Here is a 23595-nt window from a genome sequence, read left to right as displayed (position 1 = left end):
GAAGTCGGATGAGCAGTGATCTTCACACGCGAAGCGTCAGGTCGGTCACCAGATGTGACATTTTCGCTCATCGCCGCAGGCCCAGAGGGTCGTCTCAATATCAAGAGACTTCCGCTGCATGCAAATTGGTGTTGGACGCACCCCCTTGATAGAGGACCGCGTTCACACTTCAGGGGGGATCCGTGGACGGATGTGGACACGTGCACGCGTTCACGAGCGAGGCCGGCCGGGAGGTGAACGGGGTTCACGCGCGGGACGCGACCGCCCGGGTGACCGTTCCGTGACCTGCACCACATCTACCTATGGGTCAGATAAGCCGGGCTTGGCCATCGGCTTCAACCGGTGGTAGGTGGCGGGCAATTCGGACGTAATGCTGAAAGGCCATGATCACGGGCTTGGTGGACGGTGTCCGCAATGCCCGTTACGGCGTCAATAAAGAGTGACGCGCGACGAATTCGGCCGCCGATTGAACAACTGTGGCGCACCACACGTTTCTTGAAGGTATGAGGGAGCCCCTGGTACCGCTAGTACCCATGTCCCACACCGCACACATACGAAGCCACCGGAAGCCCCGCCGCAACGCCCCGTCGCTCGCGATGCGCGCCGGAGTTGCCGGTGGCGTCCTCAGCACCCTGGCAGTGGCCGCGGCAGCGGGTTCGGCGAACGCCGCCGAGCCCGTGACGCAGACCCTGGAACTGCCGACCCTGACGGCCGATCTGGCCACCCAGGTCGCGCAGTCCGCGGACGCCACGCAGCAGACCGCGGCCAACTACGAGCTGCAGGCGGAGCGCGACGCGGCCGCCGCCAAGGCCGCCAAGCAGGCCAAGGCCGACCTGGCCGACGCCAAGAAGAAGGCGGAGGCCAAGAAGAAGGCCGAGGCCGCCCGCAAGGCCGCAGCGGCCGAGGCCGTCTCGCGTTCCTCGGCGCGGACCGTCCTTTCCGCCAGCACCTCCACGAACGTCGCCGCTCCGGCCAGCGGCAGTGTCGCGACCGTGATCGCGTTCCTCAAGGCGCAGGTCGGCGACGCGTACGTCATGGGCGGCACCGGACCCAACGCGTGGGACTGCTCCGGGCTGGTGCAGGCGGCGTTCAAGCAGGTCGGCGTCGACCTGCCGCGCGTCTCGCAGGACCAGTCGGTGTCCGGTACGCCGGTTTCGCTGTCCAATGTCCAGGTCGGCGACATCCTGTACTGGGGTGCCGCGGGTTCGGCGTACCACGTCGGTGTGTACATCGGTAACGGGCAGTACCTGGACGCGGCCAACCCGGGCAAGGGCGTCGTGATTCAGGACCTCTCGGGCTACCCGGCGACGGGCGCGGTGCGCGTGCTCTGACCCGCGGATGTCTTCCGGAGGACCGCTTCCTGTGCGGGGAGCGGTCCTTCGGGCTGTCCGGGAGGTGTCGGGAGCTGCCGTCCGGGAGCTGCTCTCCGGCGGTCTGGCTCCGGCGGCCTGTTCTCCGGTGGCTTGTTCGGGAGGCGGTTCTCCGGGCTGTTCCGGGCTCGCCGCGCGACGGTCGGGGTGGATCTGCGGCTCTTCGTCCACGACTGCCCGGACGACGACGGGGTCCGGCACGTCGGCCACATCGCCAATCCGGTCCTGGAGCGGCTCGCGCCCCCCGGCCGCCGGGTCCTGGACGAGGGCGAGGGGTGTCTGTCGGTCCTGGGGGCCGTCCCGTGCCGGGGGCCGTCGTGGACGTACCCGCGCCCCCACGGGGCCGTCGTGCGGGGCGTGGACAAGGACGGGAACCCGCTCGTCATCGAGGGGACGGGATACTTCGCGCGCTGTCTGGAGTACGAGAGCGGCCATCTCGACGGACACGTCTGCCTGGACCGGCTCTCCCGTCGGGATCGGAAGGACGCCCTGCGGCAGGTGGCCGAGCGGCGCGAGCAGGTGGTGGCCCGTCGCGCCGCCGAGGAGTCTGAGCTGCCCCGGTGACCGCTCGCACGGCCCGTGCGGTCAGGCCTTCGGGGCCACCTTCGAGAGGCCGTTGATGATGCGGTCCATCGCGTCGCCGCCCGTCGGGTCGGTGAGGTTCGCGAGCATCTTCAGCGTGAACTTCATCAGCATCGGGTGGCTCAGGCCGCGCTGGGTGGCGATCTTCATGACCTTCGGGTTGCCGATGAGCTTCACGAAGGCGCGGCCGAGGGTGTAGTAGCCGCCGTAGGTGTCCTTGAGGACGCGCGGGTAGCGCTGGAGGGCCAGTTCCCGCTGGCCCGGGGTGGCGCGCGCGTGGGCCTGGACGATGACGTCGGCGGCGATCTGGCCGGACTCCATGGCGTAGGCGATGCCCTCGCCGTTGAAGGGGTTCACCAGACCGCCGGCGTCACCCACCAGCAGCAGGCCCTTGGTGTAGTGCGGTTGACGGTTGAAGGCCATCGGGAGGGCCGCGCCGCGGATCGGGCCGGTCATGTTCTCGGGGGTGTAGCCCCAGTCCTCCGGCATCGAGGCGCACCAGGCCTTCAGTACCTCGCGCCAGTCCAGCTCCTTGAAGGAGTCGGAGGTGTTGAGGACACCGAGGCCGACGTTCGAGGTGCCGTCGCCCATGCCGAAGATCCACCCGTAGCCGGGCAGCAGACGGTCCTCGGCACCCCGGCGGTCCCACAGCTCCAGCCACGACTCCAGGTAGTCGTCCTCGTGACGCGGCGAGGTGAAGTACGTACGGACGGCGACGCCCATCGGGCGGTCCTCGCGGCGGTGCAGGCCCATCGCGAGGGAGAGGCGGGTGGAGTTGCCGTCGGCCGCCACCACCAGCGGAGCGTGGAAGGTGACCTCCCGCTTCTCCTTGGAGTCGGCGTCGCCCAGCTTGGCGTGCACGCCGGTGATGCGGCCGGTGCGGTCGTCGATGATCGGGGCGCCGACGTTGCAGCGCTCGTACAGCCGCGCGCCCGCCTTCTGCGCCTGCCGCGCGAGCTGCTCGTCGAAGTCGTCCCGCTTCCGCACGAGTCCGTAGTCGGGGTAGGAGGCGAGATCCGGCCAGTCGAGCTGGAGGCGTACACCGCCGCCGATGATGCGCAGGCCCTTGTTCCGGAGCCAGCCGGCTTCCTCGGAGATGTCGATACCCATCGACACCAACTGCTTGGTGGCGCGCGGGGTCAGCCCGTCACCGCAGACCTTCTCGCGCGGGAAGGCGGTCTTCTCCAGGAGCAGGACGTCGAGCCCCGCCTTCGCCAGGTAGTACGCGGTGGTGGAACCGGCTGGGCCCGCCCCGACGACGATGACGTCGGCGGTGTTTTCGGAGAGGGGTTGGGGCTCGGTCACGGCGGGGTCTCCCCAAGACTCGAAATCAACGTGCCGACGGGCACTGGACATGGGCAGTCTATGCAGCGGTACCGATCACCTGGCTGAAGGGCTGCCCCGTGAACCGAGCTCTCCCCGATGTACGACTGCGCGTCCCCACCGACGAGGACGCTCTCGCCTGGCACCGGGTCTTCGACGACCCGGAGGTCATGGAGTTCCACGGGGGCCGCGCGGCCGAGCGGTCCGTCTACGAGGAACTCACGGCGCGCCAGCGGCGGCACGACGCGGAGTACGGGTTCTGCCTGTGGACGATGGTCGGCCCGGGAGACGAGGTTCTGGGCTTCACAGGCGCGCAGCCGTGGCCGCACGCCTGGGGGCCGGCCGGGCAGATCGAGATCGGCTGGCGGCTGGGGAGGGCGCACTGGGGCAAGGGATACGTCACGGCGGCGGCGCGGACCACCCTGGAGCGGGTCCGCGCGGCGGGCGTCACAGACGTCGTCGCGATGGTCAACGCGGCCAACGCCCGTTCCATCGCGGTGACGCAACGGCTCGGCATGGAGCTCGCGGAGCGGTTCACGCTGCCCGCGTCGGCGCAGGAGGGCCACCGCTACCGACTGGCCCTCTGACCGAGTCCGGCGGGTCTTCTCACGGCTTCCGGAAGGGCACGGGCGAGGCTTACCCTTCCGGTACCGCTGGGGGTGACGTCCGTGCGCATAACACCCAAGACACCCGAAGTGCGCGTACCGCGGCTCGTCGGTCTGATGGCCGTGGACGCGCGTGAGACGGCAGAGGCGCGAGGTGTGCTGCTCGCCGCGCCCGACCGGCCCGATTTCCATCGGACGGTCGTCGACTACGTCGTACGGCAATTTCCGCAGCCCGGGGCCGAAGTGCCGCGCGGAGCCGTCGTCACCGTGTGGTTCGACCTCGGGGACGCGGAGGGCGGCGCCGGAGTGCGTGAACCCCGGCCGCTCCGTCCGCCGTCGGGCGGGCTGCGCCGCGAACTCGACGAGCCCGGCGACCCGTTCGAGGTCCTCAGGTAGCGCATCCGGTCGGTCTTCCCGCTGGGTGGGCGGGCCGAGCGGTTCAGGCCTGCTTGTAGCCCCGGTGGAGGGCCACGATGCCGCCCGTCAGGTTGCGCCAGGCCACCTTCGACCAGCCGGCCTTGAGCAGCCGATCGGCCAGTTCCGGCTGGGTCGGCCAGGCGCGGATGGACTCGGCGAGATAGACGTACGCGTCGGGGTTGGAGGAGGCGGCACGGGCGACCGGGGGCAGCGCGCGCATCAGGTACTCGGTGTAGACCGTGCGGAACGGCGCCCAGGTGGGGTGCGAGAACTCGCAGATCACGACGCGTCCGCCGGGCTTCGTCACGCGGTACAGCTCGCGGAGCGCGGTGTCGGTGTCCTGCACGTTGCGCAGCCCGAAGGAGATCGTGACCGCGTCGAACGTGTCGTCCTTGAAGGGCAGCCTGGTCGCGTCACCGGCCGTCAGCGGCAGCCAGGGGTGGTTCCGCTTGCCGACGCGGAGCATCCCGAGGGAGAAGTCGCAGGGGACGACGTACGCGCCGGTGCGGGCGAAGGGGAGGGACGAGGTCGCGGTGCCGGCCGCGAGGTCCAGGATCTTCTGTGCGGGGCGCGCGTCGACCGCCTTCGCGACCTCCTTGCGCCACACCCGGTCCTGGCCGAGCGACAGCAGGTCGTTCGTCAGGTCGTACCGTTCCGCCACGTCGTCGAACATCGAGGCGACTTCGTGCGGCTGCTTGTCCAGGGATGCGCGGGTCACGGTCCCATTGTGGCAGTACGGGCCGTGCGACTCTCCGGCGCCCGGCCGCAGATTCGGGCGCCTGTCGGGGACACCTGCTCGGGGCGCTCCCACCAGGTGGTTCTTCGCGCCGGTCAGGGGGCTGCCTTTTCGCGCACGAGGAAGAGCGCCGCACCCGCCCCGTGAACCTGGGGAGGGTACGGCGCTGTCCGGCGGCCCTGGTGTGCGCCGCCGGCCGATCGGGGGTCTGCCGATGGCTGTGTACTACCGCACGGACTACCTGGTCGCGGTGAAGAGCGCGACGATCCTGTGGTTGGCGTTCATGGTGATGGTGTAGCTCGGCGTGGTGTCGGCCTGCAGTACGCCGTCGACCTGCCAGCCGCTGAACTGGAAGCCGGCGTTGGGCGTGGCGGTGACGGTGACCTGCGTACCGGGGTCGTACGGACCGAACTCGCTGGGCCTGAGGCTGCCTCCGCCGGCGGGGCTGGCGGCCAGGTCGAGAGAGAGCCGGTCGGTGACCAGGGAGGTGCGGTAGCCGGCCAGGAACTCGGCGGCCTGTGTCGCGACGGCGGCGTTGTTGTTGTTCGCGTCACCGAGGGCCTGGCCGTTGAGCAGGTTCTCGGTGTTCGAGTACTGGTTGACGACCGTGCACGGCAGGTTGCAGGCACTGGAGTAGGCCATGATCGTGTGGTGCCGCTGGTCGGGGGTGACCCAGCCGTAGTTGAAGGTGCCCGCGGGAGTCGTTCCCCCCTGGGCCAACACCGTCTCGCGGTCGTGCATCAGACCGAAGTTGTGGCCGATCTCGTGCGCGAGGTTCTCCCACGCCGTGATGGAGAAGGCGCTGGTGACCGAGAACGCGTTGTTGCTGGTCGTCGTGCCCGCCGGGTTGGGCAGGTTGGCCTGCCCGGAGCTGTCCTCCGGGGGGATGGCGGCGATGAGCGCCACCAGGTCGGCGCCGAATGCCGCCCGCTGGGCAGCTGCCGTGACGCCCAGGGTCACGTTCCTGGGGTTGCTGATCATGTTCAGCAAGGTCCCGGCGTTCTCGCGGGGAACGCCGGTCGCCTGGGTCTCGTAGGAGTTGACGACGTGCACGCTGGCCGGCACGTTGCTGGTCGCGAGTGCCCTGTTGAGCTGGTTCACGCCGTAGTCGATCCGGCTCTGGACCGCGGCGACCCCGCCGAGTTCGGTGACGGTGGCCGGGGTGTAGGCGACGACGATGTCGATGGCCGCGGGGTTGTCGGGGGTGGCGACCCGCAGACCCGGCTTGTGCGGCGCCGGCTTGCTCCTCGGCATGGTCACGGTGTCGACACCGTGACCGCTGGGGGGCAGTTTCAGGGAGTCGATCTCCTGCAGCAGGTACCGGCCCGGACGCTTGGCCAACGGCTTGTACAGGTACTGGCGGAAGCCGGCCTCGATCTCGCCGGAGAGGGTGACCGGCCCGGCGACGCAGGCCCCGATGATGTCCACGGAGATGGTGTTCTCGGGATGTCTCGGGTCGTGGCCGGCCCAGAACACCGTGCCGTCCGGTTCCAGGCGCTTGAAGTCCTCGACCGCCGTGAAGCCCTTGCCGTGGTCGAAGAGCGGGAAGGTGCGGCGCTCGGGAATCCCGTCCTTCTGCTTGCCGCACAGGGAATGGAAGTCCCTGGGATCCGTGCGCATCACGGCGCTGCGCTTCACCCAGGGCTCGTGGTCCTGCGGGCCGACGGCTCCGGCGGCGGCAGGTGTGTTCAGGGCCAGTGCCAGGGCGGCGGTGAGGGCGGTCGCCGCGGTGGAGGCGGCGAGCAGGGAACGACGCATGAGGTACGTCAGCCTCTCTGTCGGGGTTTCTCCCCATGCTCCGTAACCAAGATCGCCCCCGGCCCGTTGTACACGTCCGCACACGGCCAACCGGGGCGAGGTTCACTCTGATACCTGCCTGGCCAGGCCCAGTCGGACCACCTCACCATCCGGACGCCGGGGCTCGATTCAGGGGCCTGTCATCGTCTCCCGCAGCTGCCCGGCTGTCCGACGGTCCGGCTGTCCGGCGGTCCGGCTGTCCGACGGTCCGGCTGTCCGGCGGTCCGGCTGTCCGGCGGTCCGGCTGTCCGGCGGTCCGGCCGCTGCTCCGACCTGCGCGAATACGCCGGGGCGCCGCCAAAGGGAGAGTGCCCCGCGTCTCCGGTCCGCAGGGCCGACGCGCTCGGGTACGGCCCAACTCCCCGCATTCGGGGTGGCCGTCACGGCAGGAGTTTGGGCTTCTTCCGGGCGGCCACGTCCTCGACCCAGCCGAACAGGGGGATCGCGGTCCAGATCAGCGCCCAGCCGATCGCGAACATGAACCACTGGCTCTCCAGGGGCAGCCATTTCTCGAAGGCCGGCACCTTCCAGAACTGGTCGATCAGCGGGACGGCCAGGATCAGCGCGATCTCGTGCCAGAGGTAGATCGTCACCGCCCGCCCATTGAAGATCGTCACCGTGCGGTCGAGCCGCTTGAAGCGGGCCAGCCAGGCGAAGTCGACGTCGTAGTAGGCCTTGAAGTACATCAGCAGCGTCACGAAGCCCGCCGACCAGAAGGCCTGCGCGAGAGGGACCTCGTCGAGGTCGTAGGTGCCGAACTCCGCCTGGTGCGCGAGGGCGTACCAGCCGCCGAACGCGAGGGCGGCCAGCGAGACGAGGACCACCGCGACCGGCTTCAGGCGCTGGAGCACCCCCTCGCGGTGCGCGAAGCCGACGAGCCAGCAGAAGAGGTAGGTGGCGAGGTCCGTGAGGGCGCTGCCGAATCGGTCGTCCGACGGCTGCCAGCCGTACTGGAAGACCACGATCGGGGCGAGCGAGAGCAGCAGGACCGGAATCGGGGCCATGCGGAAGATCTTCAGGAGCAGGGGGGAAAGCAGTACGAACCAGAGGTAGGTCCGCAGATACCAGAGGATCTCCCAGGCCTGCACGCCCCACTGGCTTCCCGGCGGGTCGCCGACCGGGACGATCCAGAACACGATCTGCCAGCCCGGCATCCAGCCGTGGATCATCATCGCCATCACGACGAAGACGCCCCAGAACCAGAACGGCGGCAGCAGTCGCCGCATCCGGCTTCTGACCACCTTGAGCGCCGGGCGCTCCAGGGACTTGGCCATCAGTGTGCCGGCGAGCGCGAACATCACGCCCATCGACGGGAAGACCAGGCCGGCCCAGGCCCAGCCGAAGGTGTGGTAGCTGACGACGCGGACCAGGGCGACGGCGCGGAGGGCGTCGAAGTAGCGGTCGCGGCTCCCTGCCGCCTTCGCCGGCGCCCCCGCCCCCGCCCTCGCCGTCTCCTCCGCCCTCGCCGTCTCCTCCGCCTCTGTCTCCGCCTTCGGGGCGGGCCCCTCCGGGGGATTCTCGGGTGGGGGCTGCGGAAGGTTCTCGGCAGGGGGCTGCGGAGGGTTCGCGAGAGTGGTCTCGGGACCGTACTGCCACTGTTCCTCGTACGGCACCGGCTGCTCGTACCGGACCGGCTGCTCGTACCGGAACGGCTGTTGATACCGCACCGGCTGTTCGGGCTGCTGTCCGTACGGCCGGGGCTGGTCGTACGGCTGCCCGTACCCGGGGTCGTACACGGGGGCGTACCCGTATCCGGGGCCGTGTTCGTCGTCGTACCGCTGCTGTCCCGGTTGTTCCGCGCCCCAGGTCATCTAGCTCACTCCTGCCGGGGTTCCGACCTCGCCCGTGCGCTTGAGCTTCTGCCAGCGGAGGCGGCCGCCGGTCAGGGCCGTGACGCAGGAGTGGATCAGAACCAGGTACATCATCTGGCGGTACGCGAGTTGCTGCAGCGGCAGCATCGCGAGGTAGCGGTACTTCTCCCGGTCGAGCCGGAACGCGTAGGCCGCGCAGATCAGTTGGACCGCGAGGACGGCCAGCCAGGCGAGGAGGGCGGCCCGGAAGTCCACGAAGATCATCGAGTAGACGGTGAACACGTCGATGAGCGGCGCGAACACTGGCGTGACGATCTGGAAGAGGACCACCAGCGGCATGCCCACGCGGCCGAAGCGGCCCGAAGGGCCCTTGTCCGTCAGCGACTTGCGGTGCTTCCACAGCGCCTGCATGGTGCCGTAGCTCCAGCGGTAGCGCTGCGACCACAGCTGCTTGAACGAACCGGGCGCCTCCGTCCAGGCCTTGGCGTGCTCCTGGTAGACGACCCGCCGGCCCGCGCGGTGCATGGCGATGGTGATGTCGGTGTCCTCGGCGAGCGTGTCCTCGCTCATGCCGCCGACCTCCAGCACCGCGTCCCGGCGGAACGCGCCGATGGCGCCGGGGATGGTGGGCATGCAGCGCAGCAGGTCGTACATGCGGCGGTCGAGGTTGAAGCCCATCACGTACTCGATGTGCTGCCAGGCGCCGATCATGGTGTTGCGGTTGCCGACCTTGGCGTTGCCCGCGACCGCCCCGATCTCCGGGTCGGCGAAGGGCTGCACGAGCTGGTGCACGGCGTCCGGTTCGAAGACGGTGTCGCCGTCCATCATCACGACGATGTCGTAACGCGCGTTGCGGACACCGTTGTTGAGGGCGGCGGGCTTGCCCGCGTTCTCCTGCCGGATGACGCGGACGTTCGGCATGCCGAGCGACTCGGCGATCTCGGAGGTGTTGTCCTCGGAACCGTCGTCCACCACGATGATCTCGATCGGATGCGTGCTCTTCGCCAGCGATCTCAGGGTGTTGGCGATGCATTCCTTCTCGTTGTACGCGGGCACGATCACGGTCACCGGCCGGGTGACCGTCGGCCCCCAGCTGAACCTGCCGCCCCTGCCGCGTCTGCGGTTGCGCTGCCGATAGTGGCGGCGGGCGAGGACGAGCATCATCCCGAACCGGCCCATGACGGCGACGCCGACGACGACGAGGAACCAGGACAGCGCCGGTACGACCCATTCGGCGACCGCCACGGCATAGACGAGCGCCTTGCCCTCGTAGAGGGTCGCGCCGGTGGCCTTCCGCTGGGCGGACTGCGCGGCGCCGCTCGCGGTGAGACCCGACGCCGAACCGGGCCCTGCCTGTTGCCCGTTCGCCGGCCCGCCGTTCGCCTGCTGACCGGAAGGGAGGTTCGAACCGGTCGCCGTTCCGGTTCCGCGGGCCCGGAACGCGGCCTGGTTCAGTTTGGCCTGGGCGCCGCTGACGGTGGTGAAGGTGTAGCCCTTCGCCTTCATCTTCTTGATGTACGCGCCGAGCGCCGCGACCGTCTGCGAGCGGTCGCCGCCCGCGTCGTGCATGAGGACGATGGCGCCCTGGTTCTTCTTGGGCGTCGCCCACTGGACGATCTTCGAGACGCCCGGCTTCTTCCAGTCGTCGCTGTCGGTGTCGACGAAGACGCTGGTGTAGCCGAGGCTGCCGAGCTCCTTGTAGACGGGCCAGCTGTAGTTGTCGACGGCGCTGATCTCCGACGAATAGGGGGCGCGGAACAGCGTGGTGGTGACGCCGGCCGCGCCCGCGAGGGCCAACTGCGTCTGCTTCAGCTCTCGTTGGAGGCGGGCGGTGCTCTGGTAGGAGAGGTCGACGTGGGTGAAGGTGTGGATGCCGATCTCGTTGCCCTGGTCCACCAGGCTCTTCACCACGTCCGGGTAGCGGGAGATCATCGAGCCGACCATGAAGAAGGTGGCCTCGACGTCGTTCTCCTCCAGGACCTTGAGGACTTCGGGCGTCCAGTTCGCGGTCGGCCCGTCGTCGAAGGTCAGCACGATGGTCTTCTTCGGCACGGACTGCGTCTTCGCGGTGCCGCCCGCGAAGCTCAGGATGGGCCCGCCGTCGAGGATCTTCTCGGGGACCTTGTCGTAGGCCGCTCCGTCGCGGACCCGGGCGTCGTTGCCGATCTCCGAGCGCAGATAGCCGTCGAGCAGCATCACGCTGATGAGTGCCAGCAGGAGCAGCAGGGCGAGGATGACACGGGGTTTCTGCAGCGCCGCGGCCTTGCCGGCGGCCCGCTCCATCTTGGAGGGGGCGCGCCGACGGCCGCGCGCGGGCGTCGTCGTGGTCATGAGGGTGGGTGCGTCCCCGTCAGTTGGCGCCGGCAGAGGCGGACGCCCCGGCGGTTGTCGTGGGAGCGGAGGAGGGCGCGGACCCGGTGGGCGGACCCGACGGCGGGGTGCCGGTGGGCGCTCCGTCCCGGGCGCCGGTGGGCGCTCCGGACGGAACGCCGCCGGGGGCCGCTGTGCCGCCCTGCCGCATGCCGTAGCCCCCGCCGGGTGCGGAGCCGGCCCGGCCACCGTCGAAGGGGAGGAGCGAGGACGACGTCAGCGAGGTGCCCCAGCCCATGAAGGCCATGCCGAGGACGACGGCGTAGCCGAGGCAGACGACGCCGACGAGCATGCCGATTCTGCTCAGCAGGCGGGCGCGGCGCCCGGAGTTGTCAACGAACACGGGGCCGTCCATGGCCCCGCTACCGCGTTTGCGGCGGCGGCCACGCACAGGGGCATGGTTTTCGATGGCGGACTCGGATTGCATTCCGCAGACGGTAGGACGCGTTTATGTGTCAAAAACTCTGCCTTCCGTGTGAGCGGCCCATGAGAGATGCCTCAACCTGTATTTTCTCTGTGAGAATCCAAGAACATCCGCGCAGCTCAACCCTGATGGATATGGAAGTTATGCACCATTTCACAGTCCGGATCACCCCATTTGCCGGCACTCTCCCTCGGTATTCCCATGCATGATCTCCATTCGGTATTCCGGTCCGGGTGTGACACATTTCCAGTCGGGGAACGACCGTTTGTTTCCGTCCTGGGACAGAAATCACGAGAGCTCACGAGAGCGGGTGCGTGCACAATGCGGAGTTTCCTGAAGCCGGCCGCGGGGGTCGTCTGCCTGGTGGCCCTGGCCTGCGCGGGGTGCTCCTCGGGTGGCGGCGGCGCCTCGGACGCGGCGTCCGCGCGGCCCGGTCGGACGACGGCCGCGGCAGCGTCACCGAACCCGGGCACGACGAAGTCGTCGGCCACGTCGTACGCCCCGTACGTGAGCGCCACGACCGCCGCCGACACCGACTCGGCAGGCTCGCCGACCACCTACAACCTGGCCTTCGTGATCTCCGACGGCAGCGGCTGCACACCGAAGTGGGACGGGATGTACGCCATCGGCGACGCGGCCGTGAAGTCCCGGACATCGGCGCTCAAGAAGGCCGGGGCGAGCGTCCGGGTGTCGTTCGGCGGCGCGTCCGGCAAGGAGCTGGCGTCGACGTGCGACAGCGCTAGCGACCTCGCGGCGGCCTACGGCGCGGCGCTGGACGCCGCTGGCTCCACGCAGGCGGACTTCGACATCGAGGGCACCCAGTTGAGCGACTCCGACTCGGTCGCGCTGCGCTCCGAGGCCATCGCGCTGCTCCAGAAGAAGCGCCCCGATCTCACGGTGTCCTTCACCCTGCCCGTGATGCCGTCCGGCCTCGACGAAGACGGCCTGGCACTCCTGGAGTCCGCCAACGACCACTCCGTGGACGTCTCCACCGTCAACATCATGACCATGAACTACGGCAGTTCGTACGCCGACGACATGGGCGACTACGCGATCACGTCCGCCGAGGCGGCCCACGCCCAGTTGAAGAAGGTGTTCGGGCTGTCGGACTCCGACGCCTGGCGGGGGCTCGCGCTCACCTCGATGATCGGCGTCAACGACGTGGACAACGAGACGTTCGGCCTCTCGGACGCGGCGCAGGTACGGGCGTTCGCGGAGAAGAAGGGGGTGGCCTGGGTGTCGATGTGGTCGACGTTCCGGGACCAGCAGTGCGAGAAGGGCAGCGCCACGGCGGGCGACGCGGCGACCGACTGCAGTGGCGTGAAGCAGAGTTCGGGGGCGTTCGCGAAGGTGTTCGCGGGCTGAGCCGACGACACGTGCCGTGATCAGCGGCTGCGGTACACCAGTCGCCCGCCGATCACGGTCGCCACGCAGGTCCCCGCACCGCGCCGGACCAGTTCGGCGCGGTCCGCGACGTCGAACACGGCGAATCGGGCGGGACCGCCCGGCACCAGCCCCGGCAGCACGATCAGCGGGCTCGGCGACAGTGCCGCCGGTCCCGGGAGCAGGTCCGGCCGCCGTCCCACCACGAGGCCGGCCCTGCGCACCGCGTCGACCACGGCTCGCGCCCGCAACTCCCCGGCCACCGCCACCGTGCCGTGCGCCAGCAACCGCTGGATCCCGCGCCGCGCGCTCGCGCCGACGCGTGCGGGATCGGCGCGGAAGATCCGCTTGGCCCGCTCCCCGCCGATGGGCTCGGTGCCGAAGCCCTCGGCCTCGCGCGGGTCCGGGTGGTACATGCCTTCCAGGAGCTCCGGGCCGTACGGGTTGAGCAGGCCCGGCGTCAGGATGCCGGGCCAGCGCCGCACCTTCGCGTCCGGACGGGCGGCGGCCAGTTCCTCGTACGGGCCGACGGCGGCGACGGCTGCCCCGTCGACCAGGACCGAGGTCCCGGTCGACTGCTCGGCTACGTGAAGTGTCAGCACGGCGCGGCTAGTTGGAGGCCAGCAGCTTCAGCTCGGGGTGCGCCGTGCCGCCCTCGATCGCCGTCGAGGAGATGTGGGACATGACGCGCTCGTCGACCGGGTCGTTCGCCGGGTCGTCGTGGACGACGATGTGCTCGTACGTCGTGGTCCGCTGGGCGGGGACGCGGCCCGCCTTGCGGATCAGGTCGATGATCTCCATGCGGTTGGAGCGGTGCTTGGCGCCGGCGGAGGAGACGACGTTCTCCTCCAGCATGATCGAGCCGAGGTCGTCCGCGCCGTAGTGCAGGGAGAGCTGGCCGACCTCCTTGCCCGTGGTCAGCCAGGAACCCTGGATGTGGGCGACGTTGTCGAGGAAGAGGCGGGCGATCGCGATCATCCGCAGGTACTCGAAGAGCGTCGCCTGCGTGCGGCCCTTCAGGTGGTTGTTCTCGGGCTGGTAGGTGTACGGGATGAAGGCGCGGAAGCCGCCCGTCCGGTCCTGTACGTCTCGGATCATCCGCAGGTGCTCGATGCGCTCGGCGTTGGTCTCGCCGGTACCCATCAGCATGGTGGACGTCGACTCGACGCCCAGCCCGTGCGAGATCTCCATGATCTCCAGCCACCGCTCGCCGCTCTCCTTGAGCGGGGCGATCGCCTTGCGCGGACGCGCGGGAAGCAGCTCGGCGCCGGCGCCGGCGAACGAGTCGAGACCGGCCGCGTGGATCCGCTGGATGGCCTCCTCGACGCTCACCTTGGAGATCCGGGCCATGTGCTCGACCTCGGACGCGCCGAGGGAGTGGATGACCAGCTGCGGGTAGGCGGCCTTGATCGCGGCGAAGTGCTTCTCGTAGTACTCGACGCCGTAGTCCGGGTGGTGTCCGCCCTGGAACATGATCTGCGTCCCGCCGAGCTCGACGGTCTCCGCGCAGCGGCGCAGGATGTCGTCGAGGTCGCGCGTCCAGCCCTTGGCGGTGTCCTTGGGAGCGGCGTAGAAGGCGCAGAACTTGCACGCCGTGACGCACACGTTCGTGTAGTTGATGTTGCGCTCGATGATGTACGTCGCGATGTGCTCGGTACCCGCGTACCTGCGGCGGCGTACGGCGTCGGCGGCGGCGCCGAGCGCGTGGAGCGGGGCGTCGCGGTAGAGGTCGAGCGCCTCTTCCGGGGTGATCCGCCCACCCTCGGCGGCACGGTCGAGGACGGACTGAAGGTCGGCCTTCTCGGTCACCGGGAGCGTCCCTTTCGTAAGGGTTGTGGACAGACTCAACCACCCTACGCCAGCCCACCGCGCCGACCGACGTCAGCCCGCGTAACGCCGCCGCGCCGCCGCAGTTCCGGCCGGGTTGGGCCGCCGTGCCGACTGACGTCCGATCGCGTCGGCCCCGTGAACCGACCGACGTCTGGTCGCGTCGGCCCCGTGCCGACCGAGGTCCGGTCGCGTCGGTCCATGCGTGCCGACCCACGTCCGGCAGCGTGGGCCTGCCGTGCCGACTGCCGTCTGGTCGCGTAGGCCCCGTGCCGACCGACGTCCGGTCGCGTCGGTCCGTACGTGCCTGGCGACCCCAGGACTTGCGAGTGCGCCGCGCCGACCGACGTCAGGCCGTGTAAGCCCCGATCAGAAGCCCCACATACGCGCCCGCGATCAGGAACGGGCCGAACGGGATCGACGTCTTGCGCCCCGCACGCCGCACGATCACCAACCCCATCCCGTAGAGCCCGCCGAACAGGAACCCGGCGAAGGTCCCCAGGATCACCACGCTCCAGCCGTACCAGCCGAGCACCGCGCCGAGACCGAGGGCCAGTTTCACATCGCCGAAGCCCATGCCGTTCGGGTTGATGAGGAAGAGCACGAAGTACCCGCCCCCGAGCGCGAGCGCCCCGAACAGCGCCGTCAGCCACTCCCCCGCGTGTTCGGGCAGGGCGGCGGCCACCCCGAGCAGCGCGAGCGCCGCGACCGCGAGCGGCAGGGTCAGCGCGTCCGGCAGCCGCTGCACCCGGAAGTCGACCACGGCGAGCAACACCCCAAGGGGCGCGAGCAGCAGCCAGACGCCCAGCTCCGGACGCGTACCGGTCGCGAGCGCGAGCCCGGCGCAGAGCAGGGCGGTGACCGGCGAGACGAGGAAGACGCCGGGGCCGTACCGGGTTCCGCCCGGTGAACGCGCGAGCCCCAGCCACCCGCGCGCGGCCCCGGTGATCGGCTGCCCTTCAGGACAGCGGTCCCGCCACGGCTCGTCCGGCTCGACGGCGAAGCGGTACGCGGGCCGGGGCACCAGGAGCCCCGCAGCCGCGCCCCAGAGCGCGGCCACGACGGTGAGCCAGAGGTCGAGATCCACGCGTTCCCCCAGGAAGATCCGTTACGACGGCCGCAGCCACGGCACCGGCCTCAGTCCCGCCCCGGCCGTTCAGTCCCGGCCGTTAAGCCTCGACCTTTCAGCCCGACCGTTAAGCCCCGGCCTTTCAGCCCCCGCGGAGGGCGACAGCGGAGGGCGACCGCGGCGCCGGAGCGGCCGTGCCTCATCCCACCGCGGCGGCACCGCTCCGCCAGGTCGGCAGCAGTTCGTCGAGCAGCGCCTCCGTGCGGGGCGGCAGCCCCCGCGCCCCGCTGCGAGCAACCAGATCGGCCGCGAGCCCCTTCAACCGGTCGTTGTCCCCCGTCGCGTGCGTCGCGCGCAGCAGCTCGTTCCAGAGCCGCTCGTCCGCCGGCGCCGAGTTCATCGAGGCGTTCAGCGCCTCGATCGCCTTCTCCGCCCGGTCCTTCTCCAGATGGAACGCGGAGAGCGCGAGGCCGATGTCCGCCACGAGCAGCGGCAGTTGGGCGTCGATGATCTCGTGGGTGAGCCAGCCGTAGCGCCCCTGCGGACGGTCGGCGAGCAGCGGTCCGCGGACGAGGACGAGCGCGTCGGTGAGCAACCGCCCGCGCACCACACGGCTGTTGACGCCCTTGCCCTGCGTCGCCTCGTGGTAGAGGGAGCGCAGCACGTCCAGGTCCGAGACGACGGACTTGGCGAGGGTGAGCCGCCCGGTCGCGTCGGTGCCCAGGCGGGGTGTGCCGTCGGGGTCGTTGCCGAGCCAGCCGCGCAACCGCTCGACGAGCGCGTCGCGCACGTCCTCGGTGACGCCTCGCGGCCACAGCGCGGAGGACAGCACGCGCGGGTGCACCCCTTCGCGGTGCAGCAGGAGCAGCGCCAGCGCCTCGTGCAGCAGCGGGCTGCGTTCGCCGTCGGGGGTCTCCAGGCCGATGATCTCGTACGGGCCCACGAGCCGCGCGTACACGGCGGGCCGCCCCTGTTCGCTGATGTCGACGAGGAACGGCGGGGAGTCCGTCGGGCCGTCGGGCCCGCCCTCGGGGTCGGCCTCGACGAAGAGTTCCACGACCGCCTGCTGCTGCGCGACCGGCAGCATCTGCGCGTCGAGTTCGAGGCCGAGCAGCGGTGCGAGCAGCTTGCCCTCGCGGGTGATCTCCATCTCCCAGGCGGCGCCGGGGAGTTCGCCGGACTCGGTTCCGACGAGATAACCGATTCCCAACCTCCCTGCGTCGGCGGCGAGTTCGGCGAGCCTGAGGGCGTCCTCGGTGGACGGTTCGGCGGCCAGGAGCACGAGGTGCGGGGCCCAACGGGTGTGCTGGGCGGGCCCGGTGCGGCCGGTGAGCACGGAGTCGTGCCCGGCGGCACCCAGCGCGCCGCGCCGTTGCCGTGTCTCCGCCTCCATGGTCTCGACGAGCGCCTCGACGTCGTCGAGGTGGCGCAGCCGGTTGGGCGCGAGCGGCGTCAGGTCCTCGCCGAAGCCGACGAGCGTGATCGTCATGCGGTCCGACCAGCCGTTGGTGGCCAACTCGGCGGCGACGGAGGCGAAGACGCCCGCGCGGTCGGACGCGCTTCCGCTCAAGGAGACCATGCCGGGCACGGACTCCAGATTGAGCAGCAGCCGCGAGTCGTCCATGGTGCCGAGGCTGACGAGGCCGGGGTAGGGGGCGGCGGTGTCGACCTCCTCGTACCGCTCGGCGTCGGCCCGTGCCAGCATCCAGAACGTCTGGTCCTGGCCGAGCTGCCACGGCGCGGGCGGCTTTCCGGCCGGCTGGGCGAGCTGGAGGTGCAGATCGCCGTTGCCGCCGAGCCAGGCCGCGTAGACGGTCGGCAGCGGGCGCGACTCGCCGGCGAGAGTGGCAGCGAGTCCGCGCAGCGACAGGTCGAGGAGGCGTACGCCCTCGGGGTCGGCGCCGACGAGCAGCGCGTCCTGGGCGTCCGCGGCGGACCCGGTCGGAACCGGCGGCTCCATGCCGCGGCGACCGCCGACCGCGCCGAGTGCCGACTGCCACAGGGCCTGGCGGCGGCGTCGGCCGAGGGCGCCGAGAAGGCCGGCGGCGAGGAGGGGCGCGCCGACGAGGGCCTCGGGCAACCCGAACCCGTTCTCCCCGGAGGCCTGCGCGTCCTGCCCGTTCCCCTGGCGCTGCTGGTTCTGTTCGCCCTGCTGGTTCTGTTCGCTCTGTTCGTTCGACGCGGCTTCGGAGGAGGCGTGTTCCCGCTGCCGGCTGTCGTCGGCGCCGCGGTCGTCGCCGGCGCGCTGCTGGGGCACGTGAATGTGCGCGGTGTCCCGGTCGCCCTGGCCGCTCTGCCGGTTGCTGCCGCCGGCCTGCTTGCCGTCGGCCTGCTGGTGATCGCCGGTCCTGGAGTAGTCGTGGATCTGCTGCTTGACCTGCTGCGGGACCCCGGGCGCCGCGTCGGGCATCTCGACGAGCTCGCCGCCGTGGGCGTCGCCGGGCATCTCCATGATCCAGCCGGGCCGGATGAGACTGGCCTCGGACAGCTTGGACCCGTCGGGCTGCGTACGGTCCTTGTTGAGCTGGTAGATCTCCTTGTACCGGCGCCCGTCACCGAGGTGCCGCTGTGCGATCTCCCAGAGCGAGTCGTGGTGCCTGCCCTCGGGGGGCTGGATCCGGTAGTACTTCGTGTCGCCGTGCTGGGCGGATGCGCCGCTGTCTGCTTGGGACGCGGCGTTGGCGGCCTGTTCGGCGACCGCGGCGGCGACGCCTGCGGCGGCCTGCTCCTGCTGCTGCCCGAACAGCCCACCGGGGGTCTGCTGCGCGGCGGCGACGGAACCGTGCTGGTTGCCCTCCATGCTCTGGCCGAACTGCGAGAGGCCCGGTGTGAAGCTCGCGGCGGCGGCGCCGACGAGCAGCAGCGCCGCGACGAGCTGACGGGCCAGCAACTGGCTCGGCCCGGCGCCCGGTACCCGGTTCGGCAGCCCGACGCCGGACAGCGCGGCCTTCACCTCGACGAGCACGCACGCGGTGAACTGGGCCCACGCGAACCAGACGATGACCGTCAGCACGTGGATGAACGTGCCGACGGTGATCTCCTGCTGGAGCCAGTCCCATGAGGGCGCTCCGTGCGGCAGCGGCCATCCCACGGCGACGACCAGCGCGCCGGGCACGCCGACGAGCAGCACCAGCAGGGCGACCAACGCCCCGAACGCCTTCACGAAGTCCCCGAACGTCCGACGACGCCGGGGCAGGGGCTGCGGCGTCCGATTCCTCGGACCCGGCGAGCCGCCCGTCGAACTGGAAGTGGTGCGTCGCGCCATGGCGGATGTCCTGGGGTCGTATGGGAAGGGCGTGAGTTCGGGGGTGAACCGAGCCTACTGAGAGTCTAAGGAGGGTGTCGAAGGCCGGACAGAGACCAGCCGGGACCAACTGCCCGTTTCATCACCAACCGTCCCTTAGAACCGAGTTGCCGTCCCGCCTCGGCGTTCCCCGGGCCCGTTCGCCCTTCACACCCTTCACAACACCCACGGCACGGTTCTCACGATCCCCGCACAACCACCTTGTCGGCGGCTTCCGAAGGAGCATTCATGGCAATCGCCTACCACCTCAATTGCGCGACGCCTTTGTCAGCGACCGAGGTTGCGACCCAGGTAGAGGCAGTCGGCAGGAAGACCGGTGTCTTCGACGCGACGGTCACAGCCGAGAGACTTCTAGGGGATGGCGCCGCAACCCGGCTGGGCATGTGGATGCGCGTGGTGGCGTCGTCGCCGCCGCAGCCCTGGGACCCCATCGTCACCGACCTCGGGTTCACGCCGACAGTGGTCGTGGTATTCCGTCTGGGCACCGGGGTCGAAGCCTCAGACGAGCAGGACGACATGATTCGCCTGGTGGCCCCCCTTCTGCAGCGGATCGAGGGTGACGCGGTCCTGCACTTTCAGTACGAGGAAGTCTGGCTGCTTCGCACATCCGGTGAGCTGACCCTGAGCGAGGACAAAGACCTTTGGCGCCCCCAGCGTCTCGCCCTCATGACGCAGCCCTACCGTCGGGAAACCCACACCATGGACATCGCCTGACTCCGTCAGGGGCGACGGATCAGGGCCGATCGTCGGCGAACAGATCCTCCGCCGTCCTCGCGTTCACCGCACGCCTCGCCCAGGTTTCGAGTTGCTCCAGGTCGGCGCTCGCGTGGACGCGCTCACGGACCGCGTCCGAGACCGGGATGCCGCGCCACTCGAGAATGCGCAACGTCATCTCGGCGTGGGACTCGGCGCGGCCTTCCTCCCGGCCTTCCTCCCGGCCCTCCTCCCGCACCTGCTCAGCCACCGGGTGCCGGAAGAAGTAGTTGATCGTCGCCATCAGGTCCCTCCAGATCTGCTTCGCCTGGGGATCGACCAGGCACGAGTCGACGAACTGCACGAAGACCGCCGCGCTTTCGGAATCGACGGTCCGCAGGGCGGTAGCCAGGGATTCCAGTATGGCGGCAGCCTGCGGCCCCTTGCCATGTGTCATGGCCGAGAGAACCGCGAGGGGTACATCCCGCTCGGCCTCCTGTTCGTCCGCGATCACCGGAACGTTGTCCGGTCCCAGCACGAGCGGCCGTACGGTCAGCGAATGCCACCCGGGCAGCCCGAGCCGGATGGGACGGGCCGCCCAGCGCGCGGTGGCGCTGCTTTGGGTGATGACGATGAGCACCGGCTCGCAGCGGTACTTCGCGTAGAGGTAGGAGAGGTAGTACGCCCAGCTGCCGCGTTTGTCCTCGTCCTTCTTCCCCTGCGACTCGACGACGAGGAGATACGTGCCCTCGTCCGTCTCCACCCGCATCAGCGTGTCCACGCGCCGCTCGACGGGCTCGATCTCCGTCAGGTCCGCGTTCAGGACAGCGAACTCGCGTGGCTCGGGGAACGGGATGCGCAGCACGCGTTGCAGGGCGCGAGTCAGCAGCGCGGGGTCCTTCTGGAAGATCCGGTGCAGTGCTTCGTGCGACGAGCTGACCATCGGCCCTCCTTTCTGTCCGACGTGATCAACGATTACGCCGCGGCCAGGTCACACCACACGTACTTGCCGATGTCGCCGCCCTGCCGCAGCGGATGCCAGCCCCAGTCGTCGGCGCAGGCCCGCACCAGGACGAGACCCCGGCCCGCTTCCGCCTCGGCGGTGACGGAGAGGTCGTACAGGGGCGGCACCGGACTCGCGTCCCACGCGCCGATCCGCAGCACCCCGTCCCGCCATGCCAGCCGCAGGGCCGCAGGGCCCTTCGTATGCCGTACGGCGTTGGAGACCAACTCCGCCGCCAGCAACTCGGCGACATCCGCGAGGCGGATCAGGCCGTGCAGGGTCAGGATCAGGCGGACCGTACGGCGGCAGACCGTGACCGCGCGGACGTCCTGGGGGATGTGCAGCGCGTAGTTCCAGGGTTCGGTCGCGGGCATGCGTGAACTCCGTTCGGGAAATGAGGAGTTGTCCGGGTTCGGCGGTGCCGGGCGGTGGCAGTGTCACAACCGTCATGGCAGGACGGAGTGGTGCGCTTCCGGAGTCCGGGATGTCGCAGAGTGAGCTTCGCGTCACCGACGGTAGACCTATCTATTTAGGTCCTGCAAGGCGGTCGCGTAATCTGCCCCCGAACGAGTCGCGCGCACAGGCGCGTTGAGAAGGGAACCCCATGGCTTTGAGGCGCGACGCAACAGCACGCCAGACGCGCCTGGCGGCCGAACTGCGGAGACTCCGCGAGGCAGCAGGACTCGCATCGCGAGAGGCGGCAACCCTGCTCGGAGTGAACCCCGCGCAGATCAGCCAGATCGAGGCGGGCCTCGCCGGCGTGAGCGAGAAGCGGCTGCGCCGCCTTGCTGCACAGTACGTCTGCACGGAAGAAACGTTCGTGGATGCCCTGGTTGCCATGGCGACCGACCGGACGCACGGCTGGTGGGAGCAATACCGCGGCCTGCTGCCCACACCGTTTCTCGACCTCGCCGAACTGGAGCATCACGCAACGTTCCTGCGGGAAGTTCAGTTCCTCTACATCCCAGGCCCTCTCCAGACGGAGGACTACGCCCGCGCGGTCTTCTCCTATCGCGTGCCCGCACTCCCGACTGACGAAATCGAGTTGCGTGTACGGCACCGAATGCAACGCAGGGTGATACTCGAAGGCCCCACTCCCACACGGTACGACGGCGTCATCCACGAAGCGGCACTGCGCATCATGGTCGGCAACCGCGCAACCTCGCGATCCCAGCTCACCCACCTGCTGGAACTCTCCGAGGCCAACCAGATCACCGTGCGCATCATCCCCTTCGACCTGGAGGGGTTCGGCGGCGCCACGAGCGCCATGACGTATGCGGGAGGCGCCGTGCCGAAACTGGACACCGTCGTACGCGACGCACCCCAGGGCGCCGCGTTCATCGACTCCGAAGCCCAACTCAACGCCTATCGGGCGCTCTTCCATAAGGTGCAGGATGTGTCGCTGGGCGCCGATCGGTCTCGCGACTTCATCCACAGGTTGACGAAGGAGCTGTGAGGCAGCCATGAGCACGCCCGCCAACTGGCAGAAGTCGTCCTACTCAGGCCCCGGCGACGGCGACTCCTGTGTCGAACTCGCCTCCACCCCCGCCACCCTCCACCTCCGCGAGTCCGACGACCCCGGCAAGGTCCTCACCACGACCCCCGCCTCCGTCAGCCATCTCCTGGAGGCGATACGCACCGGAGCGGTCATCGCGCCCCGGACGTAACAACCCTTCGACGAAGCCTCGTTCGGCGTTCCGCCAGCAACGATCGACGCGATACGTTCACACGTACTCAAGGGGGAACGGACATGGGCAGTGGTGGCAAGAGCGACCTCGCGCTCCCGCTGAGCGAGCTGGAGGACTACGGCGGCCGGCTGCGGGACATCAAGACCCGGCTGAACCACACCAAGAAGCTCTTCGAGTCGTACAAGGACGACCTCGGCGATCACACGGTCTACGACGCCCTGGACGACTTCGAATCCGGCTGGGAGGACGGCCGCGAGGACATCGGTCAGGCCCTCGACGCCCTCGCGAAGATGTCCGACGCCGTCGTCCGCGAGTTCAAGAAGCTCGATGACCAGCTGGCCAAGCAAGTGCAGGACGGAGTGAAGCAGGAGGACGGCAAAGGGGGCGGAGGCGGGCCGAAGTAGCCCACGGGCGTTCGCGACATCTCACTCTCCGCCGCCACGGCTCCCAAGAGCTGACCTCCAGCAGGAAGAACCGTGCCTCAGATCAGTTGCTGCCAGATCTGCGGTGAGCCCGCTCCCCCGATCGACGGCCACAGCGGAGAGATCATCGGGTACCGCCTGGTTCGGGACCCCTGGGCCGCCTCCCCCTCCTTCCTCGACGGCAACCTCCACTTCTCATGCCTGGAACAATCAGGCAAGCGTGGCCAATTCCGCGACGAGTTCGTCCGGCTCGTACAGGCGGGACACGAAGAGGTCGTCGGCCTGGACGGATCACCTCCGCCGCTCACCAGGATGGGCCTGGGGGATGTTCCTCATCTTCTCCGGCAATGAGTGCGACATTTTTCAAAGTCATGTCTCCGACCGCTGGATGGTCGTGAAGAAGAACGGCCCGTGGTTCGGTCTGGGCCACGCACAGCTCCAGACCATCGGCGAGGGCGGCCTTCCGACCTCGCCTTCCGATGTGACCCGCTATCGCCTTCCCGTGAATCTCGGGGATGAGATCGGCACGTACGGCCTTTCCGATCTTCTGAGAGCCCTCGGGGTGATGCATCGGTATGCCGACGCGGCTGCCCTGGCCCGGGTGGAATACCGTTTCGTCGACTATTACGCACCGAAAAGCCTTCTCGACTACGTTGCCGTGGTATCCCTCCCGCTTCCCGATGAAGCGCGAGTCTTTCTGGCTGCCTACGCAAAGACGTACGCCCCCGTCACCTTCGACCACGAGGGTGAGTGATGGAGTACACCCCGGAC

General features: G+C 69.5%; 22 protein-coding genes and 1 pseudogene. 11 read left to right on the top strand and 12 right to left on the bottom strand.

Annotated elements, in window-relative coordinates:
- Positions 1-503: 503 nt before the first annotated feature.
- The gene (locus ACZ4N5_RS27495; protein WP_467759716.1) at positions 504-1331 is read left to right on the top strand and encodes a C40 family peptidase; all 828 of its coding nucleotides are present in this window, start codon (positions 504-506) and stop codon (positions 1329-1331) included.
- A 180-nt stretch (positions 1332-1511) separates the two neighbouring features.
- A pseudogene (locus tag ACZ4N5_RS27490) lies at positions 1512-1934 on the top strand (peptide deformylase); the annotation flags it as partial.
- 21 nt (positions 1935-1955) lie between these two features.
- Here the strand turns inward: ACZ4N5_RS27490 and ACZ4N5_RS27485 are convergent.
- Positions 1956-3257, bottom strand: a complete 1302-nt coding sequence (locus tag ACZ4N5_RS27485; protein WP_467759715.1) for a geranylgeranyl reductase family protein — start codon at positions 3255-3257, stop codon at positions 1956-1958.
- 98 nt (positions 3258-3355) lie between these two features.
- Here ACZ4N5_RS27485 and ACZ4N5_RS27480 point away from each other — a divergent pair, with 98 nt between their 5' ends.
- Together ACZ4N5_RS27480 and ACZ4N5_RS27475 are read left to right on the top strand one after the other, a co-directional pair.
- Positions 3356-3862 (top strand): GNAT family N-acetyltransferase, encoded by a 507-nt coding sequence (locus tag ACZ4N5_RS27480; protein WP_467759714.1) that lies wholly within the window; start codon positions 3356-3358, stop codon positions 3860-3862.
- Between the two features lie 81 nt (positions 3863-3943).
- Positions 3944-4276 carry a PASTA domain-containing protein gene (locus tag ACZ4N5_RS27475; protein ID WP_467759713.1) on the top strand — a complete coding sequence of 111 codons (333 nt, stop codon included), beginning with the start codon at positions 3944-3946 and terminating at the stop codon, positions 4274-4276.
- A 43-nt stretch (positions 4277-4319) separates the two neighbouring features.
- On the opposite strand, the gene ACZ4N5_RS27470 is transcribed toward ACZ4N5_RS27475, so the two are convergent.
- From ACZ4N5_RS27470 to ACZ4N5_RS27450, 5 genes are all read right to left on the bottom strand, one after another.
- On the bottom strand, positions 4320-5015 hold the full coding sequence (locus ACZ4N5_RS27470) for a demethylmenaquinone methyltransferase (RefSeq protein ID WP_467759712.1): 696 nt from the start codon (positions 5013-5015) through the stop codon (positions 4320-4322).
- A 255-nt stretch (positions 5016-5270) separates the two neighbouring features.
- Entirely contained in the window at positions 5271-6791 is a 1521-nt protein-coding gene (locus ACZ4N5_RS27465; protein WP_467759711.1) for an InlB B-repeat-containing protein, read from the bottom strand.
- 419 nt (positions 6792-7210) lie between these two features.
- A complete protein-coding gene (locus tag ACZ4N5_RS27460; RefSeq protein ID WP_467759710.1) occupies positions 7211-8641 on the bottom strand; it encodes an acyltransferase family protein in 1431 nt (476 codons plus the stop codon).
- Entirely contained in the window at positions 8642-10972 is a 2331-nt protein-coding gene (locus ACZ4N5_RS27455; RefSeq protein WP_467759709.1) for a bifunctional polysaccharide deacetylase/glycosyltransferase family 2 protein, read from the bottom strand.
- Positions 10973-10991: 19 nt separating this feature from the next.
- Positions 10992-11354, bottom strand: a complete 363-nt coding sequence (locus ACZ4N5_RS27450; RefSeq protein WP_467759708.1) for a hypothetical protein — start codon at positions 11352-11354, stop codon at positions 10992-10994.
- Positions 11355-11756: 402 nt separating this feature from the next.
- Here ACZ4N5_RS27450 and ACZ4N5_RS27445 point away from each other — a divergent pair, with 402 nt between their 5' ends.
- The gene (locus ACZ4N5_RS27445; protein WP_467759707.1) at positions 11757-12800 is read left to right on the top strand and encodes a chitinase; all 1044 of its coding nucleotides are present in this window, start codon (positions 11757-11759) and stop codon (positions 12798-12800) included.
- 20 nt (positions 12801-12820) lie between these two features.
- Here the strand turns inward: ACZ4N5_RS27445 and ACZ4N5_RS27440 are convergent, their stop codons facing one another.
- The 4 genes from ACZ4N5_RS27440 to ACZ4N5_RS27425 form a co-directional block, all read right to left on the bottom strand.
- On the bottom strand, positions 12821-13420 hold the full coding sequence (locus tag ACZ4N5_RS27440; protein WP_467759706.1) for a hypothetical protein: 600 nt from the start codon (positions 13418-13420) through the stop codon (positions 12821-12823).
- Between the two features lie 7 nt (positions 13421-13427).
- Positions 13428-14627 carry a cyclic dehypoxanthinyl futalosine synthase gene (gene mqnC / locus ACZ4N5_RS27435; protein ID WP_467759705.1) on the bottom strand — a complete coding sequence of 400 codons (1200 nt, stop codon included), beginning with the start codon at positions 14625-14627 and terminating at the stop codon, positions 13428-13430.
- A gap of 367 nt (positions 14628-14994) precedes the next feature.
- Entirely contained in the window at positions 14995-15732 is a 738-nt protein-coding gene (locus ACZ4N5_RS27430) for a prepilin peptidase (RefSeq protein ID WP_467759704.1), read from the bottom strand.
- A gap of 181 nt (positions 15733-15913) precedes the next feature.
- A complete protein-coding gene (locus tag ACZ4N5_RS27425; RefSeq protein ID WP_467759703.1) occupies positions 15914-18979 on the bottom strand; it encodes a BTAD domain-containing putative transcriptional regulator in 3066 nt (1021 codons plus the stop codon).
- A 267-nt stretch (positions 18980-19246) separates the two neighbouring features.
- Here ACZ4N5_RS27425 and ACZ4N5_RS27420 point away from each other — a divergent pair, with 267 nt between their 5' ends.
- Positions 19247-19732 carry a SitI3 family protein gene (locus ACZ4N5_RS27420; protein WP_467759702.1) on the top strand — a complete coding sequence of 162 codons (486 nt, stop codon included), beginning with the start codon at positions 19247-19249 and terminating at the stop codon, positions 19730-19732.
- Positions 19733-19751: 19 nt separating this feature from the next.
- On the opposite strand, the gene ACZ4N5_RS27415 is transcribed toward ACZ4N5_RS27420, so the two are convergent.
- Together ACZ4N5_RS27415 and ACZ4N5_RS27410 are read right to left on the bottom strand one after the other, a co-directional pair.
- Complete coding sequence (locus ACZ4N5_RS27415) at positions 19752-20654, bottom strand: hypothetical protein (protein ID WP_467759701.1); 903 nt, start codon at positions 20652-20654, stop codon at positions 19752-19754.
- A gap of 32 nt (positions 20655-20686) precedes the next feature.
- Positions 20687-21088, bottom strand: coding sequence for an ATP-binding protein (locus tag ACZ4N5_RS27410; RefSeq protein WP_467759700.1), 402 nt, complete (start codon positions 21086-21088; stop codon positions 20687-20689).
- Between the two features lie 230 nt (positions 21089-21318).
- Between ACZ4N5_RS27410 and ACZ4N5_RS27405 the strand changes: the two genes are divergently transcribed.
- The 5 genes from ACZ4N5_RS27405 (at position 21319) to ACZ4N5_RS27385 (ending at position 23578) form a co-directional block, all read left to right on the top strand.
- Positions 21319-22170 (top strand): helix-turn-helix domain-containing protein, encoded by an 852-nt coding sequence (locus ACZ4N5_RS27405; protein WP_467759699.1) that lies wholly within the window; start codon positions 21319-21321, stop codon positions 22168-22170.
- A 7-nt stretch (positions 22171-22177) separates the two neighbouring features.
- Positions 22178-22381: a DUF397 domain-containing protein gene (locus ACZ4N5_RS27400; RefSeq protein ID WP_467759698.1), complete on the top strand. Its 204-nt coding sequence runs from the start codon at positions 22178-22180 to the stop codon at positions 22379-22381.
- An 83-nt stretch (positions 22382-22464) separates the two neighbouring features.
- Complete coding sequence (locus ACZ4N5_RS27395) at positions 22465-22806, top strand: hypothetical protein (protein WP_467759697.1); 342 nt, start codon at positions 22465-22467, stop codon at positions 22804-22806.
- Positions 22807-22878: 72 nt separating this feature from the next.
- Positions 22879-23175 (top strand): hypothetical protein, encoded by a 297-nt coding sequence (locus ACZ4N5_RS27390; protein WP_467759696.1) that lies wholly within the window; start codon positions 22879-22881, stop codon positions 23173-23175.
- The gene (locus tag ACZ4N5_RS27385) at positions 23150-23578 is read left to right on the top strand and encodes a hypothetical protein (protein ID WP_467759695.1); all 429 of its coding nucleotides are present in this window, start codon (positions 23150-23152) and stop codon (positions 23576-23578) included. The genes ACZ4N5_RS27390 and ACZ4N5_RS27385 overlap by 26 nt, the downstream gene beginning before the upstream one ends.
- Positions 23579-23595: the final 17 nt, after the last annotated feature.

It is taken from the genome of Streptomyces sp. NPDC026500 (assembly GCF_055567635.1).
Note: the sequence above shows the minus strand (reverse complement) of the source record. Positions and strands in the feature narration are given on the sequence as shown.